Genomic DNA, 16000 nt, shown 5'->3' on the forward strand with positions numbered 1-16000 from the left:
GGTCAGGCGCCTTCCGTCACATCGGTCAACAAGGGCGCGAAGGCGGGGTGTCCGGCGAGGTGGCGCAGGGCCAGCAGGGCCCGTCCGCCGTCCAGGCGGGGGTCCAGGCCGCGCTCGCGCAGCCACTCCCCCCACAGCCGGCCTTCCACGTCCACGCGCGGCGTGTCCAGGTCGTGGGTCTCGTACAGGGCCATGGTCGACAGCACCGGGTCGCCGGTCTCCAGCGCCCGGCGGCCCGCGAGGCGTGCCCACTCGGCGACCGGTACGGCGCGGGTCGGTGCGCCCAGCGCACCCAGTTCCGCGAAGAGCGCGGAGAAGGTGGTGGCCTCCTCGCCGACCAGGTGGTAGGCGCGGCCCGCCGAGCCGGGTTCCCGGCCGAGCTGGACGACGGCGCGGGCCACCAGGTCGATGGGCGCGACCGGCAGCGGCATGTCGTCCGCCGGGTGGGCGCCGACGGCCAGGCACGCGGCCACCAGCCGCCAGAGCATGTCCAGGTCGTTGCAGGCGCCGGTGGTGGTGTCGCCGCCGATCAGGCCGGGGCGGAAGACCCGTACCCGCATGCCGTCCCGTTCGGCCTTGTCCAGGAGGCGTTCGCTGACCCACTTGGAGATGCCGTAGCCGCCGGCCTCGGGGTCCAGGGGCTGTTCCCGGCGCTCCAGCATCCGGCCTTCGGAGCCGAGGGCCTGGCCGCAGGCGGCGAGGGTGGAGATGTAGCTGATGTCGGTGATGCCGTGGCGGCGCATCCAGCCGAGGAGGTGGTACGTGGCCAGGGTGTTGGCCGGGCGCAGGACCTCGTACGGCTCGGTGAAGACCACGTGGGCGCCGCAGTGCACGACGTGGCCGGTGCGGCGGGCCAGTTCGCCGTCGCGGAAGGTCTCGCACACCTCGGCGATGTCCCGCAGGTCGCCGGGGACGACGTGGACGCGCGCCGGGTCGGGCTCGGGGAGCCGGAAGCGTACGGCGGCCTCGCGCAGGCGACGGCGGCCGTGGTCCTCGTCGTCGGCGCGGACCAGGCAGTAGACGCGGCTGTCGCGGTAGCCGGGGTCCTGGAGGAGTTCGTGCAGCAGGAAGGCGCCGACGAAGCCGGTGGCGCCGGTGAGCAGCACGTCCGTGCCGGGCGGGGTGTCGCGCGGGGTCAGGGGCGGGAGTTCGAGGGCCAGGTCGGCGTCGATGAGGGCGGCGTCGGAGGGGTGCGTGGCGGCGGCCTGCCCGGCCGCGGGGCCGGTGGCCGCTGCCTCCGTACGGACGAGCGCCTCCGTACGGCCGGACGCCTCCGTACGGCCGGTCGCGCCGCGGATCGCCTCGGCGACGCGGGCGACGGTGGCCCGGCTGCCGCCGGTGCGGTGGAGGTTGAGCAGCGTGCCGTACCGCTCCTGCACTTCGAGCGTCATCCGCAGGCCGAGGAGGGACGTGCCGCCGAGGGCGCCGAACTCGTCGTGCAGGCCGATGCCGTCGATGCCGAACAGTTCCTCCCAGAGGGCGGCCAGCTCGCCTTCGAGGCCGGTGGGGCCGTCGGCGGGGGTGCTCGCCACGGCGCGCGGTGCGGGCTCCTGGGCGGCGGCGCCCGGCACCGTGAACACCGAGTCGTCCAGCGCCGAGCAGCGGCGCCGGGTGAACGGGTACGTGGGCAGCGTGACGCGCCGGCCGGTGCCGTCGTCGAGCGCGCGGGTGTCCACCGGGACGCCGTGCAGCCAGGCGTCCGCGAGCGCCGCGGCGATCCGCTCGTCCAGGGCGGTGCGGTCCTCGTCCGGGGCGACCGGCAGGACGTGCCGGTCCGGGCCGCTCTCGCCGTCGCCGACGATCAGCAGGTAGGCGTCGGCGGGCAGCGCGTCGGGCACGGTGCCGTGCTGCTCGGTACGGCGTCCGAGGGCCGCCAGCAGCACGGTGCGTATCCGCTCGGCCTGCTCGCCGGCCGCCGTGACGGCCAGGACGGGGCGGCGCGTACCGGCGCGGACCGTGCGGGCGGCGGGCGGGCGGGGCAGGCGCAGGGCGGCGGCCAGCCGGTCGGGGGCCGCGGTGACCACCCGGCGCTCGGCGAAGTCCTGCCGTCCGACGCGCAGGGTGTGGGCGATGTCCCCGGCCGTGGCGCGGTCCTGGTCGAGCTCGTCGGCCAGGCCGCGGGAGAGCGCGTCGAGTTCGGTGCGGGTCCGGGCGGAGAGCTGGAGCCGTACGACGGGCCGGGCGGGCGCGGAGGGGCGTACCGGCTCCGGCGGCGGGGCGAGGACGACGGAGGCGTTGGCGCCGCCCAGGCCCATCGAGTTCACCAGCACCCGGCGGCCGGTGTCGGTGCACCGCTCCAGCTCGGTGGGGACGCGGAAGGGGCTGTCGGCGAGGACGCCGGGGTCCCGGGCGTGCTCGAACATCGGGTGCGGCACCAGGTGGCCGGTGCGGGCGATGTGGACCGCCTTGATCAGGCCGGCGATGCCGGCGGCCGATCCGGCGTGCCCGATGTTCGCCTTGACCGTGCCGAGCGCGCAGTGGTTGCGGTCGGACGCGCGCCCGCCCGCCGCACGCAGGCCGTCGATGAGGCCGCGCAGTTCGACCTGGTCGCCCAGCGGTGTGCCGGAGCCGTGTGCCTCCACGTACCGCAGGTCCGCCGGGTCGGTCCCGGCGACCGTGAGCGCGGCGGAGACGACCGAGGCCAGGCCGTCCGGGCTGGGCGCGGTGAAGCCGGGCCGGCGGGCGCCGTCGTTGCCGACGGCGCTGCCGCCGATCACCGCGAGGACCGGGTCGCCGTCGGCGAGCGCGTCGGCGAGGCGGCGCAGCACGACGACGCCGATGCCGGAGCCCGCGCCGGTGCCGGTGGAGCGGATGTCGAAGGCGCGGCAGTAGCCGTCCTCGGAGAGCACGCCGCCGGGCTGGTACTGATAGCCGACGGACGGGTACGACAGTCCGCTGCCGCCCGCCAGGGCGATGTCGCACTCCTCCGACAGCAGGCTGAGGACCGCGTAGTGCACGGCGGTCAGCGAGGAGGAGCAGGCGGTCTGCACGGCCAGGGACGGCCCGCGCAGGCCCAGCTTGTAGGAGACGCGGGGGGCCATGAAGTCGATGCCGCCGCCGAGCTGGGTGGCCAGGTCGTCGAAGGCGGCGGGGCCCTCCGTGCGGGCGCGGGCGTACTGGAGGAGTGTGTTGTACGTGCTGTTGCTCGCCCCGGCGAAGACGCCGATCTGCGGGCCGTGGTCGCCGTCCGGCAGGTGGCCGGCCCGCTCCAGGCCCTCCCGGCACGCTTCCAGGAAGAGGCGCTGCTGCGGGTCGATCAGCTCGGCCTCGACGGGCGTGTAGCCGAAGAACTCGGCAGCGAACAGCTCCGGGTCCCCGATCCAGCCGGACCGGGTCACGAAGCCCGGCGCGGCGGCCGTCCGCGCGGACACACCGCAGCGGCGGAGGTCCTCGTCGGGGATGTCCCGGAGCGAGACCACGCCCTTGTCGAGGTTGCTCCAGAACTCCTCCGGGGTCGCGGCTTCCGGGAACCGGCAGCCGACGCCCACCACCGCTACGGCGGTCTCGCTGTTCATCGCGCGGCGGACCCTTCCGGCTGCTGCGGTCCGGCGGCGTCCGTACGGCCGCGCCGGGCGCTGCCGAGCAGGCGGCCGCGGCCTGCCTGGGCGGCCGCGGGGGCCGGGGCCTCGGTCTCGTACGAGGGGTCCAGCAGGCGGGCCTGGGCGCGCACCGTGTCGTGCCGGAACAGCTCGGCGACCTCCAGCTCGCGGCCCGTCCGGTCGGACAGCTCGTCGCTGAGCATGACCAGCAGCATCGAGTTGCCGCCCGCTTCGAAGAAGCCGGTGTCCAGGGGCACCTCGTCGGTGGCCAGGACGTCCTGCCACGCCTGGCGGACGAGCGCGAGCGGGTCCGCGGGTATGGACGCGGTGTCTTCGGGGTCTGCGGGGTTCGCCACGGGGGCCTCCGGGAGGGTTTCGGTTTCAGACACGCCGCGCCGCCGCGGTGTCGAAGAAGTCGCGGGACCGGGCCATCGCCCGGCCGACCTTGTCGTAGGCGTTCTCCGGGTCGGAGAACGGGCCGACCTCGACGCCGACCCAGCCGGCGTCGACGGCGAGCAGCTGTTCGGTGAAGGCGGCCATGTCCGCGACGCCCTCACCCGGCACCAGGTGCTCGTGGTACGTGCCGTTGGAGTCGGAGTAGTCCACGCTGTTGACCCGGCCGGACAGCCGGCCCACCTCGGAGGCGGCCACCCCGGCGACGACCAGGTGGGAGACGTCGACGTTCGCCTGGAGGGCCGGGGAGCCGACGTCGTCCAGCAGCCGTACGAGGTCGTCGACGTCGGTGACGAGGGAGGTCTGCATCGGCTCGGGCTTGACGCTGAGCGCGATGCCGCGCGCCTCGGCGTAGTCGGCGAGGCGGCGGACCGACGCGGCCAGCAGTTGCCGCTGCGCCTCCTCGGGCCACATGGCGCGCCAGAACCAGTCGCCGAGGAGCATTTTCATGACCTCGCCGCCGAGTTCCCGGGTGAGGTCGATGTGCGCTTCGGCGCGCTTGAGGTGGAACTCCCGTACGACGTCGCGGAAATCACTGAGGCCGAAGGCGTGACAGGCCGTCAGGCTGATGGGAAGGCCCACCGCGTCCGCGTCGTTGCGGAATTGCAGCAGCCGTTCCTGTTCCAGTTCCATCGCCTCTTCGACGATGCAGATCCATTCGGCGCCCAGTTCCGCAGCGGCCCGCCACGCGTCCTTGCCCTGATACGGGGAACCGTAGAACGCCTGGTCCACCAGCAGCCCGAGGCTTACTTGACTGGTCATGGATTGTTCCGCTCCTAGTCGGTGCGCGTCCCGGCCGCGGGCCGGGAGAGCTTCGGTCTTCTCCCGTGGAAAGGACCCGGCGCGAAATTCCGTTGTCCGTGGTGGTGGTCGTGCCGGAGCGGACGCACTGTGCCGGTGTGACGACGGCGTCAGGTGCCGCGCCACGCACCGGTGCGCGTCCGGGCCATGGCCGTTTCCGGCAGGGCGCGGACCGCTCGCGGAGATGGACGACTGTCGGTGATCCGGCGGAAACGCCGGACCGGGCCCGCTACGAGGCGGCGGCCGGGTGGCGTGGTGGTGCGGTGCGGCGGCCGGCGGCACACCGGATCGCGCCGTCGGAGCGGTCGTCGGTACTCGCCACCGCGTCCGCTCTCTCGTCGATTGTCATCATTCGCGCCCCCGTCGGCCAATGATCCTGACGACCTGTTCCGGCCCTGTCGAACACCGGGATGCTAGCACGCGCCCCGGTGCGCGCTCTATGGCGAAATGTCACCCGATGCCGTCGCGTCCGGCGACGTAGGCCCAGCTCAGAGGGGGTAGTTGGACGAAGCAACCGAAAGCGGGAGGGGGCGGTCCGAACGGGTCCCACGGGCCTGCGGCGGCGGCTTGGACACATCGGCGGCGCACGCCCGGCAGGCACGGCGCGGACGGCGCGCGTCCGCGGGCGGCGCCCGCGCACGAGGCCGGTGACCTGCGCGGGGCACACGCCGCGCCACCCTTCGCGCGCGCCCCCGCCGAAGCGTGCGTTCCGTTTGTGCGGCGGGGGGCCCGGGGACGGTTGCGCGGCAGATCACAGCTGGAGTTAACTGGTCGTGCTGAACGGGGGCTGGAAAAGGGGGCCGGCTGCCATGCCCGGCCCACCGTCTCACCGGTGCGGGCGCATTACGCGGCCCGGCACCGCCATTCCTCTCTTCGCGGCCGTCCGCCGCATTTCACGCCGCTGACCCGAAGTCCACGGACCGGCACGGGAGCGGTACATCACGGAGGAGAAGTCATTCATGTCACGGGGAACCGCTGTGCCGCTCCACGCACGCGAGGAATACGAACGCAGCGGATGGCTGGCCGTACCCGGCCGGCTCGGTTCGGACGCCCTGGAAAAGGTGCGGGAAAGCGTCGCGGCGATTTGCCGCACCGACCGGCCGGAAGTGGTGCGCGAAGCGGGCAGTGACACGGTACGGGCCCTGCACGGCTGCCACGGCTACGACGCCGTGTGCGCGCAGCTCGTACGGCATCCCCTGCTGCTGGATCTGGCCGAGGAACTGGTCGGCGACCGGGTGTACGTGTACCAGTTCAAGGTGAACATCAAAAGCCCACGCGAAGGCCAGGAATGGCCCTGGCACCAGGATTTCGCTTTCTGGGCGCACGAGGACGGCATGCCGTCGGCGGACGCGGTGAACATCGCCGTCAACCTGGACGAGGTGCACGAGCACAACGGCCCGCTGACGGTGCTCACCGGCTCGCACCGCCTCGGCCTGGTGGAGGCGCCGGAGACGGCGCGGGCCGTGACCGGACGCGACTGGCACGAGCACGTGTCGGCCCGGCTGACGCACACCGTGCCCGACGAGCGGGTGCACGAACTCGCGGCCGATTTCCCACCGGAGAGGATGACCGGCCCGGCGGGCACGGTCACCGCCTTCCACCCGAGCATCGTGCACTCGTCCACCGACAACCTCTCGGCCGACCGGCGCGCGGTGCTGCTGGTCACCTACAACTCGGTGCGCAACGCGCCGGTCCGGCCGAGCCGTCCGGAGTTCCTGGTCGGCCGCGACACCACTCCGGTGGAACGCCTCGACGGCGCCCTCGCGTCGTAGGCGCGCGAAGGCCCGCACCCTGCGCGGTGCGGGCCTCCGTCCGGTTCACCGCGCGGCGGCCGGGCCCAGGGCCCGTCCCTCCAGCAGGTCCGGCACCGAGCGCAGCAGGCCGAGGAAGGCGTCGAGGTGCCCGGCCAGGTCCGTACGGTCGTAGAGCCCGTCGTTGCCGTCGAAGGAGACCTGGAGCCCCTGGCCGTCCAGCCGGTCGTACACGTTGACGGTCAGGTCCTCGACGGGGCCCGCGGCCAGGTTGTGGACGGTGGCGGGGTGGCCCGCGTAACCGGAGCCGAAGCCGAAGGACATGATGTTGACGTCGGGGCCGAACTGCTTGCGGCCGTCGGGCAGTCCGGGCAGCTCCCGCACCAGGCGCTCCTGCGGGTAGCGCTGGTGGGTGACGGCTTCCTCCAGCCGCACCGAGAGGTCGGCGACGACCTCGGCGAACGTGCGGTCCGGCGTCACCGTGACCCGCAGCGGCACGGTGTTCGTCAGCATGGCCGGTACGCGGCGCAGCATCGGGCCGGTGCGTCCGGTGACCGGCAGGCCCAGGACGACTTCGCGGACGCCCGTCGCCCGGTGCAGCTGCACGGCGACGGCGGCCAGTACGACCTCGGGCCAGGTCACCTCCAGGCGCCGGGCCGCGGCGCGCAGGGCGTCCACGTCGCCGGGGCCGAGGTGTCCCGCGTGCCGCACGAAGGTGCGGGTGGGCGGCGGCTGCCGGTCCGCGAGGCTCGCGACCTCGGTGTGGCCGGCCATCCGTGCGAGCCAGTACCGGCGGTCCGCCTCGAACTCCGGCGACTCCTGGTAGGCGCTGTCCGCTGCGACGGCCTCGGCGAGGGTGCCGGGCGGGCGGGGGCGGCGCGGGCGTCCGGTGGCCAGGGCCGTGTAGACGTCGGCGACGTGCGCGGCGACGAGGGACAGCCCGAAGCCGTCCACGACGGCGTGGTGGGCGGCGCGGTACCAGAAGTACCGCGCGGGGCCCGCCTTGAACAGCGCCCAGGTGAACAGCGGTCCGGCGGCGAGGTCGTACGCCCTGGTCAGGTCCAGGCGCATGCGGCGCTCGGCGGCGGCGCGCGGGTCCGGTTCGGCGCTGACGTCCTCGTACAGCAGCGGTACGTCCACCGTGTCGTCGATGTCCTGGCAGAGCCCTTCCTCGCCGAGGCCGAAGCGGGCGCGCAGGGCCGGGGTCGCGGCCACCACCTCGCGCAGCGCGGTCTCGAAGAGCGCGCGGTCGACGGGGCCTTCGATGTCGCAGTACTCGGCGATGTTGAAGGACCGGTCGTCCGGGTCGAGTTGCTGGGCGACCCAGACGCCGGTCTGGGCCGAGGACAGTGCCAGCCGTACGGTCATCCGGCGACCCGCAGCTCGCCGACGAACGTCACGACGCTGTCCAGGCTGTGGAACTTCTCGGCGAGCGGGGCGTCGCCGGGCATGACGACGCCGTACCGCTTCTCGATAAAGGCGCCGAGCCTGGCGACGGAGAGCGAGTCGAGAATCCCCCATTCCAGCAGCGGGGTGTCGGACTCGACCGCGCCCTGGCCTTTGAGGACGTTCTCCTCGATGAATCCCTTGACAGCGTCAAAGGTCTCGCTATCCTTCATTTATCTCCCCCAGAGTTGATGTCAGGTTTCCGTCGGCATTCTCGCCGCATTCTCCCACCGGGCGGCTCCGCGCGCTGCACCTGACGGTAAATCACGCTACTGTTCTGCCGGGTTGACTGTCAAGGAACTTGATGCTTTCCGGGCGGGCTGGGCAAGAGAGACATGGAGACCCGACTGTGAAACTGCACCACCTCGTCCGGACGGCCGCCCGGCGCACTCCCGAAGCCCTGGCGGTCACCGGTCCGGACGGGTCCGCGAATTACGCACAACTGGACGCCTGGGCGGACGGACTCGCCCGCGAACTCGCCGCCCGGGGCGTGCGCGCGGGCGACCGGATCGGCATCTGGCTCGACAAGTCGGTGGCGGCCGTCGCCCTCATGGAGGCCGCGCTGCGGCTGGGCGCCGCGTATGTGCCGCTCGACCCGCAGGCGCCGCCGGCGCGGGTGGCCAGACTGGTCGGGAACTTCGCTCCGGCCCTGGTCGCGGCCCCTGCGCAGCGGGCCGCCGCACTGGCCGGACACGGCGTCACCGCCCCGGTGCTGACCGGCTGGCCCGACGGCAGCGGCTGGAACGTACTGCCGTCCGGGCCGGTGCGGCCCGGCCCGGACGTGCCGGAGCCGGACATCACCGGCGACGACCTCGCCTTCATTCTCTACACGTCCGGCTCCACCGGTGAGCCCAAAGGCGTGTGCCACAGCCACAACAGCGCGTGGGCATGGGTCGAGTGGGCCGCACACGTACAGGGCGCCACGGCCGCCGACCGCCATTCCAATCACGCTCCTTTCCATTTCGACATGACGGTGATCGACGTTTACGTCCCGTTCTCCGTCGGCGGTTCCGTGCATCTCGTACCGCCGGAGACGGCGTACCACGCGAAGGCGCTGGTGCGATTCCTCACCGACCACGGAATCACCGTCTGGTATTCGGTTCCCGCGGCTCTGATGCTGATGATGCGGCATGGCGGTCTGCTGGAAACCGAGGTGCCTTCGCTGCGCTGTCTGCTGTTCGCCGGAGAGCCCTTTCCGATCGTCCCGCTGCGGCAGCTCCGGCGGCATTTTCCGGACATTCGGTTCATGAATCTCTACGGCCCGACGGAGACCACCGTCTGCACGGCCCACGAGGTCGGTGACATTCCCGACGACCGCCTCCTGCCGGTACCGATCGGCGGCCCGGTCTGCGGGGACACGGTCGTCGCGGTACGGCCCGACGGGCAGCCCGCCGGGCCCGGCGAGGAGGGCGAGCTGATCGTCACCGGGCCGAGTGTGATGCTCGGCTACTGGGGCCGCCCGCCGGTCGCCGGCCGGACCTACGCCACCGGGGACATCGTGCTCGTCCTGGACGACGGCACCTTCCAGTTCGTCGGCCGCCGCGACGCGATGGTCAAGGTCCGCGGCAACCGGGTGGAGCTGGGCGAGGTGGAGGCCGTCCTGCAGAGCCACGAGGGGGTCGCCGAGGCCGCCGCCGTGGTGCGCGGCACCGGCATCGACGCCGCCGTGGTGGCGTACGTGGTCGCCGCGGACGGTCACGATCCCTCGCTCATCGACCTCAAGCGGCACTGCGCCCGGCAGCTGCCCCGGTACGCGATCGTCGAGACCGCGTACCGGCTGCCCGCGCTGCCGCGCAACGCCAACGGCAAGGTCGACCGCCGGGCCCTGACCGAACGCGCCGCCGCGGAGGCGGACGCCTCGCCCTCCCCCGCGTAGGGACCGGCGGCGGACGCGGTGGCCGGGCGGCGGCGCCCGGTCACCGCGCCGCCGACGTCGCGACCGGCGGACACGGCTCCACCGCCGGGCAGCCGCCCTCCGCCGTACCGTCCGGGCCGCCCACGCCATCCGTACCGTCCGTACCCACCCCGTACACGGCGTCGCCGTAGACGCTCCGCACCCACGACTCCTGGTAGACCGTGTCCAGGTAGCGTTCGCCCAGGTCGGGCGCGATGGCCACGGCCGTGACGGGAGTGCCGGAGCGGTGGGCGGCCAGCCAGCGCCGCGCCCCGGCGACGACCGTCCCGGTGGACCCGCCGAACAGGAACCCGGCCGCGGCCAGCCGGTGGCAGGTCCGCACCGTCTCCGGCTCCGGCACGATCACCACGTCGTCCACCAGGGAGTGGTCGAGCTGCGGCGGCCGGACGCCCGCGCCGAGCCCCGGGATCATGCGGGTGCGCGGCGGGCCGCCGAAGGTCACCGAACCGGCCGCGTCGACCGCCACCACGGTCACCGGCCGCGTCCACTGCCGGAACCAGCGGGCGCACCCCATCAGCGTGCCGGTGGTGCCCGCGCCGACGAAGAGCACGTCCAGGTCCGGGAACTGCCGGGCTATCGCGGGGGCGGTGGTGTGCTGGTGGGCGAGGGCGTTGTACGGGTTGGTGTACTGGTTCAGCCACACGTACCGGCTGTCGGCGGCGCACAGTTCACGGACGTGCCGCAGTCGGGCGCCGAGGTGGCCGCCGTCCTCGTCGGGCCGGTCGACCGAGTGCACCTCGGCGCCCATGGCCTCCATCAGCCGCCGGGTCCCGAGGTTGCAGCGCGCGTCGGTGACGCACAGGAACCGGTAGCCCTTGTCCGCCGCGATCATGGCGAGGGCCACGCCCAGGTTCCCGGACGACGACTCGACCAGGACCGACCCCTCGCGCAGCGCGCCGGAGCGCTCGGCCGCCTCCACCATGGCGGCGGCGGCCTTGAGCTTGACGGAGCCCGCGAAGTTGAAGCCCTCGCACTTCAGGTGGAGTGCGGTGCCCAGCACCCGGCGCAGGTCGACGTACAGGTCGTCGGTGTTGAACTCCTGGGGAGAGGTGATCACCGGCAACGCGGCCACCCCGCCTCACGCATGGCCGTCGCCGTAGCGGCTGGTGTCGTGGAAGAAGTCGTCGACGACCTTCAGGGTGCCCTCCGCGGCGACCCGGTCGTACACGTACTTGCTCACCGCGAGGTCCAGAACGCCCAGCCCGAACGGCGAGAACACCACCGTCCGGTCGGTGGGCAGGGTGACCCGGCCCGCCATCACGTCGTACAGCGTGCCGTCGATGAAGTCCCGGCTGCCCGACCGCTGTTCGGCCAGGTGCGGTGAGGTGTCGGCCTTCAGGCAGTGCTCGATGTCGTCGACGACGTTGGCCGACTCCAGGATGATGCCGGGCGCGAGGTCGCGCAGCGACACGTGCAGCACGACGGGGTGGTGGCCGAACCACGCGGTGTCGGTGACGTGCGGGGTGCCCGCGACGGTCGCGAACACCACCAGGTCGCTGGATCTGATCAGGTCCTCGGCCCGCTCGTGCACGGTGACCTGTCCGGCGGCGCCGCTGCGCTCCAGGTACGAGCGGAAGCCGCCCGCGTGGTCCAGGTCGAGGTCGTGCACGCCGACCTCGTCGAAGGTCCAGCCCGCCGCGTGCAGGTAGGTGTGGATGTAGCGGGCGATGAATCCGGTGCCGAAGAAGCCGATACGGCGCGGTCGGCCGTGCTCCTTCGTCAGCACGTCGGCCGCGAGGGCGGCGGAGGCCGCGGTGCGCGCGGCGCTGATGATGGAGCTCTCCATGCAGGCGATCGGGTAGCCGGTGGCCTGGTCGTTGAGCACGACGACGGCGGAGGCGCGCGGGATGCCCGCTTCGATGTTCGCCGGGAAGCTGGAGATCCATTTGATGCCGTCGACCTTGCTCTGCCCGCCGATGGAGGCGGGGAGCGCGATGATGCGCGAGGCGGGGCGGTCGGGGAAGCGCAGGAAGTACGACGGCGGGTTGACCGTGTCGCCCCGGCCGTGGACGCGGTAGGCCTCTTCGATCAGTGCGATGACGCGTTCCTCCTGCCCGGAGAGCACCTGGTGCACCTGGGAGCCGGGGACGACGGCGAAGGGGGGAATCCGAACGGTCATGAGGGAGCGTGGCTCCGTTTCTCGGTAGACGCGGTGAAGGCGGTCGGGCAGGGGCGGTGGGGCGGTCAGGAGTGGGCGGGCGAGCAGTCGGCGAGCCGTACCGGGGTGCCGAGGACCATGCCCGTCTCGCGCGGCCCGGTGAAGGGCTCGCGGCTGTGCGCCATGCGGATGTTGTCGACGAGCAGCACGTCACCGGCCTGCCACGGTTCGCGCAGGGTGGCGGCCTCGTAGACCTCGTTGACGGTCGCGACGGTGTCCGGTTCGAGCGGCGTGCCGTCGCCGTACCGGGTGTTGAACGCCAGTCCGTCCCGGCCGAGTTGGCGGACCAGGTAGTCGCGGATGGCCGGTTCCATGGTCCACTCGCTGAGGAACGCGATCTGGTTGAACCAGACCCGGTCGCCGGTCAGCGGATGGCTGATCACCGCGGAGCGGCGCTGGCGGGTGCGCAGGCTGCCGTCCGGCTGCCACGCGAAGTCGATGCCGTTGGCCGCGCAGTACGCCTCCGCCTCGGCGCGGTCCTCGGTGCCGAACGCCTCCGTCCAGCCCACGCCGACCACACTGTTGTACGAGCGGGTCAGCTCCCAGCCCTGTGCCGTGAACCGCTCGACGACGGACGCGGGCAGGTCCGCGAGGACCTGGCGGGCGTCGGCGAGGCCGGTGACGCCGCCGGTGGCGGGCGGGGTGAAGCAGCCGATGGCCAGCAGCCGGGGGAACTCCAGCGCGTAGCTCAGCTCGTGGTGCATGCACATGGGCTGGTCCGGCGGCCACTCCAGGGAGGAGAACACCGGGCCGCCGAGCGGGCGGCGGCGGGCGAACGCCTCGCGCTCCGGCACGGTGGGCCCGGTGAACCGCCCGGCCAGCCGGCCGAGCGCGGTGGCGTCGCGCACGCCCAGGCCGCGTACGAGGACGGCGCCGTGGCGCAGCAGCAGGGACTCCAGCGCGGGGCCGTGCTCGGCGGCCCAGCCATCGAGTTCGGCGGCGGCGACCGCCTGGTCCACGTACAGGACCGGCGGCTTGCCGGGGGCGAGTTCCAGGGCGCTCTCGAAAGCACTGTCGAGGTCCGGGGCCGGGGTGCCGGTGCGGCGCGGCGCGGCTTCGCTGGCGGCGGTGGCGGTGGCGGGCTGCTGGGTCATGCGTTCGTGTCCTTCTGCTGGTCGTTCGCGTCCATGGCAGCGGCGAGTTCGGACAGGACCGGGAGCCGGACGATGTCCGCCAGCGCCACCTCGTCCCCGATGGCCACGCCCAGCCGCACGGCGGCCAGCGAGGTGCCGCCGGATGCGAAGAAGTGCTGGTCGCGGCCGATGCTCTCGACGGGTATCCGCAGCACGTCCGCCCATATCCGGGCCAGTCGGCGCTCCGTGCCGGTCAGCGGCGCCGCGGTGTCCGTTCCGGCGCCGGACGCGGAGCGAGCCGCGGCCAGTTCACGGGCGTGCCGGACCAGGGCCTTGCGGTCGGTCTTGCCGTTGCCGGTCAGCGGCAGGGCCGGCAGGTGGTGGAGGTACTGGGGGACCATGTACGCGGGCAGGGCCTCGCCCAGGGACCGCCGGAGCGCCGCCTCGTCGAGCGGGGCGTCGGCGGCGTAGCAGGCGACGAGGTGCTTGCCGTGGTCCGGGCTCTCCAGCACCACGACCGCGGCGTCCCGCACGCCGGGCACCCGCAGCAGCCGGTTCTCGATCTCGCCGGTCTCGATGCGGAATCCGCGGATCTTGGTCTGGGTGTCCCGCCGGCCGAGGAACTCCAGGCTGCCGTGCGGGAGCCACCGGCCGATGTCGCCGGAGCGGTAGAGCCGCTCCCCCGGCCGGTGCGGGTCGGTGCCGAACGCGGCGGCGGTGCGCTCGGGGTCGTTGATGTAGCCGCGCCCGACGCAGACGCCGGAGACGACGATCTCGCCGGGCGCGCCGAGCGGTACGGGGTTGAGCCACTCGTCCACGACGTACACCCGGACGTTGTTGACCGCCGGGCCGAGCGGCACCCGCTCCTGCTCCGGTACCCGGTCCATCACCTCGTGGTTGGTGTCGTCGGAGGTCTCGGTGAGGCCGTAGGCATTGACCAGCCTGATGCCGGGGTACGCCGCGAACCAGCGCTCGGCCAGTTCCTTCTTCAGGGCCTCGCCGGTCGCCGAGACGCTGCGCAGCCGCCCCAGGGGCCGCGGCCGCTCCTCCAGGTAGGTGAGCATCACCTCCAGGTAGGAAGGCACCACTTGGAGGACCTCCACGTCCCCTTCGACGACGCTGTCCACGTAGCGCCGCACGTCGAGGACGTCCCGCTGCCCGATGATCCGCGTCCGGCCGCCGACGAGCAGGGCGCCGACCAGCTGCCACAGCGAGATGTCGAAGCACTGCGGCGCGGTCTGCGCGACGGTCTGCTCCGGGCCGATCTCCAGGTCGTCGATCTTCGCGAAGAGGTGGTTGACCAGGCCCGCGTGCTCGCACATCGCGCCCTTGGGCTCACCGGTCGAGCCGGAGGTGAAGTAGATGTACGCGAGCTGTCCGGCGGTGACGGGCACGCCGGGGTCGGTGTCGTCCGCGCCGTCCGCCGCCGCGTCGGCCCCCTCGGCGACCAGCAGGCGCGCGATGACGTCGTGGCCCGTCAGTGCCTCGTCGAGGGTGGCGGTGGCGCCGGGTTCGGTCAGTACGAAGCGGCAGGCGCTGCGGGTGAGCATGGCGGCGATGCGGGCGGCCGGGAAGTGCGGCTCGACGGGCAGATAGACGCCGCCCGCCTTGAAGACGCCGAGGACCGCGGCCAGCCAGTCGAGGGTGCGTTCGGTGACGACGGCCACCACGTCCTCGGCCTGCACACCGCGGCGCAGCAGCGCGTGGGCGACGCGGTTGGCCCGGCGGTTGAGCTCGTCGTACGTCCACGCCGTGCCGTCGTGCTCGGCGGCGGTCCGGCCGGGGTGGAGCCGTACCCGCTCCTCGAACAGTTCGTGTACGCGCCGGTCGGGCACCGGGCGCTCCGGGCCCGCGAGGCCGTCGGTCTGGTGGGCCAGTTCGTCCGGGGACAGCAGGCTCTGCCGGTGGTGCGCGGCCCGCGCGTCGGCGGCCAGATGCTCCAGGGCGGCCAGGTGGTACCCGGCGATCCGCTCCGCGTACGGCAGGTCGACGACGTCGCCGCGGCCGTCCAGCCGCAGGTGCAGTCCGTCCTCCGGCGTCCCGCCGAAGGCGACGCGCAGTACGAGGTGCGCGCCCGCGTCGGCCAGGTCCTTGAGTTCGGGGCCGGACGGCCCGACGGCGGTGCCGAGCGTGGACAGGTCGCACACCACCTCGTACCGCTGCGCCGGGTCCCCGGTGCCCGCCGTTTCGTCCGCCGCGTGGTGGGCCGCCCGTACCAGCTGCTCCCAGTCGCCGTCCGCCACCGGCACCCGGCACGGCCGGTGCGCGCCGTCGCCGCCGGGCGCGGTCCGGCCCGTCAGCACGTCCGTCTCGCCGGTGAGCGCCGACAGCACCTTGGCGTGCGCCGCGAGCAGGACGGCGCCGGCCGGCACACCGAGCCGCACGGCGAGCCCGGCGAGCGCCGTGGCCGGGCCGTCGGGGACCCGGCACGTGTACACGGTGGCGGGCCCAGCGTCCCGCCGTGCCCCGGTGAGCCATCGCGGGATGGCGGAAACGGTCCCGGGCCCGCTGAGGGAGCCGGTGTCTGTCGGTGTGCCCATGGTCTCTGTGCCTTCGCCGGAGGGGTGGTGACCGGGGGCGCCGCGCGCGGCGGGCGCCCCCGTGGCTGCTGCGCCGCGCGGGCGCGGGTCAGGATCCGGCGGCCGCCATGGCTTCGACGAGGCTGGCGGGCCGCATGTCGGTCCAGTGCTCCTCGACGTACGCGAGGCAGGCGTCCCGGGTGTCCGCGGTCTTGGCGACGGTCCAGCCGTCGGGGACCTCGATGAACGCGGGCCACAGGGAGTGCTGCTGCTCGTCGTTGACGAGGACGAGGTAGGTGGTGTCCGGGTTCTCGAACGGGTTGGTCATGTCGGTCCTCACTCTTT

Annotated in this window: 12 protein-coding genes; 2 read left to right on the forward strand and 10 right to left on the reverse strand. The window is 73.4% G+C overall.

What is annotated here, in order from left to right; genetic code table 11:
- Positions 1–2: 2 nt before the first annotated feature.
- Genes A6A06_RS01960 through A6A06_RS01970 form a run of 3 tightly spaced genes read right to left on the reverse strand, consistent with a single transcriptional unit; the run spans position 3 to position 4754 of the window.
- Complete coding sequence (locus A6A06_RS01960) at positions 3–3515, reverse strand: thioester reductase domain-containing protein (protein ID WP_073758133.1); 3513 nt, start codon at positions 3513–3515, stop codon at positions 3–5.
- On the reverse strand, positions 3512–3895 hold the full coding sequence (locus A6A06_RS01965) for an acyl carrier protein (protein WP_073758135.1): 384 nt from the start codon (positions 3893–3895) through the stop codon (positions 3512–3514). The genes A6A06_RS01960 and A6A06_RS01965 overlap by 4 nt, the downstream gene beginning before the upstream one ends.
- Positions 3896–3920: 25 nt before the next feature.
- Entirely contained in the window at positions 3921–4754 is an 834-nt protein-coding gene (locus tag A6A06_RS01970; RefSeq protein WP_073758137.1) for a sugar phosphate isomerase/epimerase family protein, read from the reverse strand.
- A 998-nt stretch (positions 4755–5752) separates the two neighbouring features.
- Here A6A06_RS01970 and A6A06_RS01975 point away from each other — a divergent pair.
- Positions 5753–6565: a phytanoyl-CoA dioxygenase family protein gene (locus A6A06_RS01975; protein ID WP_073758139.1), complete on the forward strand. Its 813-nt coding sequence runs from the start codon at positions 5753–5755 to the stop codon at positions 6563–6565.
- A 45-nt stretch (positions 6566–6610) separates the two neighbouring features.
- Here A6A06_RS01975 and A6A06_RS01980 read toward each other — a convergent pair whose 3' ends face one another.
- Together A6A06_RS01980 and A6A06_RS01985 are read right to left on the reverse strand one after the other, a co-directional pair.
- The gene (locus tag A6A06_RS01980) at positions 6611–7912 is read right to left on the reverse strand and encodes a condensation domain-containing protein (protein WP_073758141.1); all 1302 of its coding nucleotides are present in this window, start codon (positions 7910–7912) and stop codon (positions 6611–6613) included.
- On the reverse strand, positions 7909–8163 hold the full coding sequence (locus tag A6A06_RS01985) for an acyl carrier protein (protein WP_073758143.1): 255 nt from the start codon (positions 8161–8163) through the stop codon (positions 7909–7911). Before A6A06_RS01985 ends, A6A06_RS01980 begins: the two co-directional genes overlap by 4 nt.
- A gap of 176 nt (positions 8164–8339) precedes the next feature.
- On the opposite strand from A6A06_RS01985, the gene A6A06_RS01990 reads away from it, so the two are divergent.
- Complete coding sequence (locus A6A06_RS01990; protein ID WP_073758145.1) at positions 8340–9866, forward strand: amino acid adenylation domain-containing protein; 1527 nt, start codon at positions 8340–8342, stop codon at positions 9864–9866.
- Positions 9867–9906: 40 nt separating this feature from the next.
- Here A6A06_RS01990 and sbnA read toward each other — a convergent pair whose 3' ends face one another.
- The 5 genes from sbnA to A6A06_RS02015 all read right to left on the reverse strand — a co-directional run bounded on the left by sbnA (position 9907) and on the right by A6A06_RS02015 (position 15983).
- Positions 9907–10968 (reverse strand): 2,3-diaminopropionate biosynthesis protein SbnA, encoded by a 1062-nt coding sequence (sbnA, locus tag A6A06_RS01995; RefSeq protein WP_079193809.1) that lies wholly within the window; start codon positions 10966–10968, stop codon positions 9907–9909.
- Between the two features lie 15 nt (positions 10969–10983).
- The gene (gene sbnB, locus A6A06_RS02000; protein WP_073758149.1) at positions 10984–12024 is read right to left on the reverse strand and encodes a 2,3-diaminopropionate biosynthesis protein SbnB; all 1041 of its coding nucleotides are present in this window, start codon (positions 12022–12024) and stop codon (positions 10984–10986) included.
- Between the two features lie 65 nt (positions 12025–12089).
- On the reverse strand, positions 12090–13157 hold the full coding sequence (locus A6A06_RS02005; protein ID WP_073758151.1) for a TauD/TfdA family dioxygenase: 1068 nt from the start codon (positions 13155–13157) through the stop codon (positions 12090–12092).
- Positions 13154–15676 (reverse strand): amino acid adenylation domain-containing protein, encoded by a 2523-nt coding sequence (locus A6A06_RS02010; RefSeq protein ID WP_073758153.1) that lies wholly within the window; start codon positions 15674–15676, stop codon positions 13154–13156. The genes A6A06_RS02005 and A6A06_RS02010 overlap by 4 nt, the downstream gene beginning before the upstream one ends.
- 88 nt (positions 15677–15764) lie before the next feature.
- A complete protein-coding gene (locus A6A06_RS02015; RefSeq protein ID WP_073758155.1) occupies positions 15765–15983 on the reverse strand; it encodes an MbtH family protein in 219 nt (72 codons plus the stop codon).
- Positions 15984–16000 lie beyond the last annotated feature (17 nt).

The organism is Streptomyces sp. CB02923 (assembly GCF_001905005.1).
In the GTDB taxonomy this organism is placed as follows: domain Bacteria; phylum Actinomycetota; class Actinomycetes; order Streptomycetales; family Streptomycetaceae; genus Streptomyces.

What these genes read in the sequence shown, in the direction of transcription:
- A6A06_RS01960 (WP_073758133.1), bottom strand. Translation starts at nt 3,515, where the DNA reads ATGAACAGCGAGACCGCCGTAGCGGTGGTGGGCGTCGGCTGCCGGTTC.
- A6A06_RS01970 (WP_073758137.1), bottom strand. Translation starts at nt 4,754, where the DNA reads ATGACCAGTCAAGTAAGCCTCGGGCTGCTGGTGGACCAGGCGTTCTAC.
- A6A06_RS01975 (WP_073758139.1), top strand. Translation starts at nt 5,753, where the DNA reads ATGTCACGGGGAACCGCTGTGCCGCTCCACGCACGCGAGGAATACGAA.
- A6A06_RS01980 (WP_073758141.1), bottom strand. Translation starts at nt 7,912, where the DNA reads ATGACCGTACGGCTGGCACTGTCCTCGGCCCAGACCGGCGTCTGGGTC.
- A6A06_RS01985 (WP_073758143.1), bottom strand. Translation starts at nt 8,163, where the DNA reads ATGAAGGATAGCGAGACCTTTGACGCTGTCAAGGGATTCATCGAGGAG.
- sbnB (WP_073758149.1), bottom strand. Translation starts at nt 12,024, where the DNA reads ATGACCGTTCGGATTCCCCCCTTCGCCGTCGTCCCCGGCTCCCAGGTG.
- A6A06_RS02005 (WP_073758151.1), bottom strand. Translation starts at nt 13,157, where the DNA reads ATGACCCAGCAGCCCGCCACCGCCACCGCCGCCAGCGAAGCCGCGCCG.
- A6A06_RS02010 (WP_073758153.1), bottom strand. Translation starts at nt 15,676, where the DNA reads ATGGGCACACCGACAGACACCGGCTCCCTCAGCGGGCCCGGGACCGTT.
- A6A06_RS02015 (WP_073758155.1), bottom strand. Translation starts at nt 15,983, where the DNA reads ATGACCAACCCGTTCGAGAACCCGGACACCACCTACCTCGTCCTCGTC.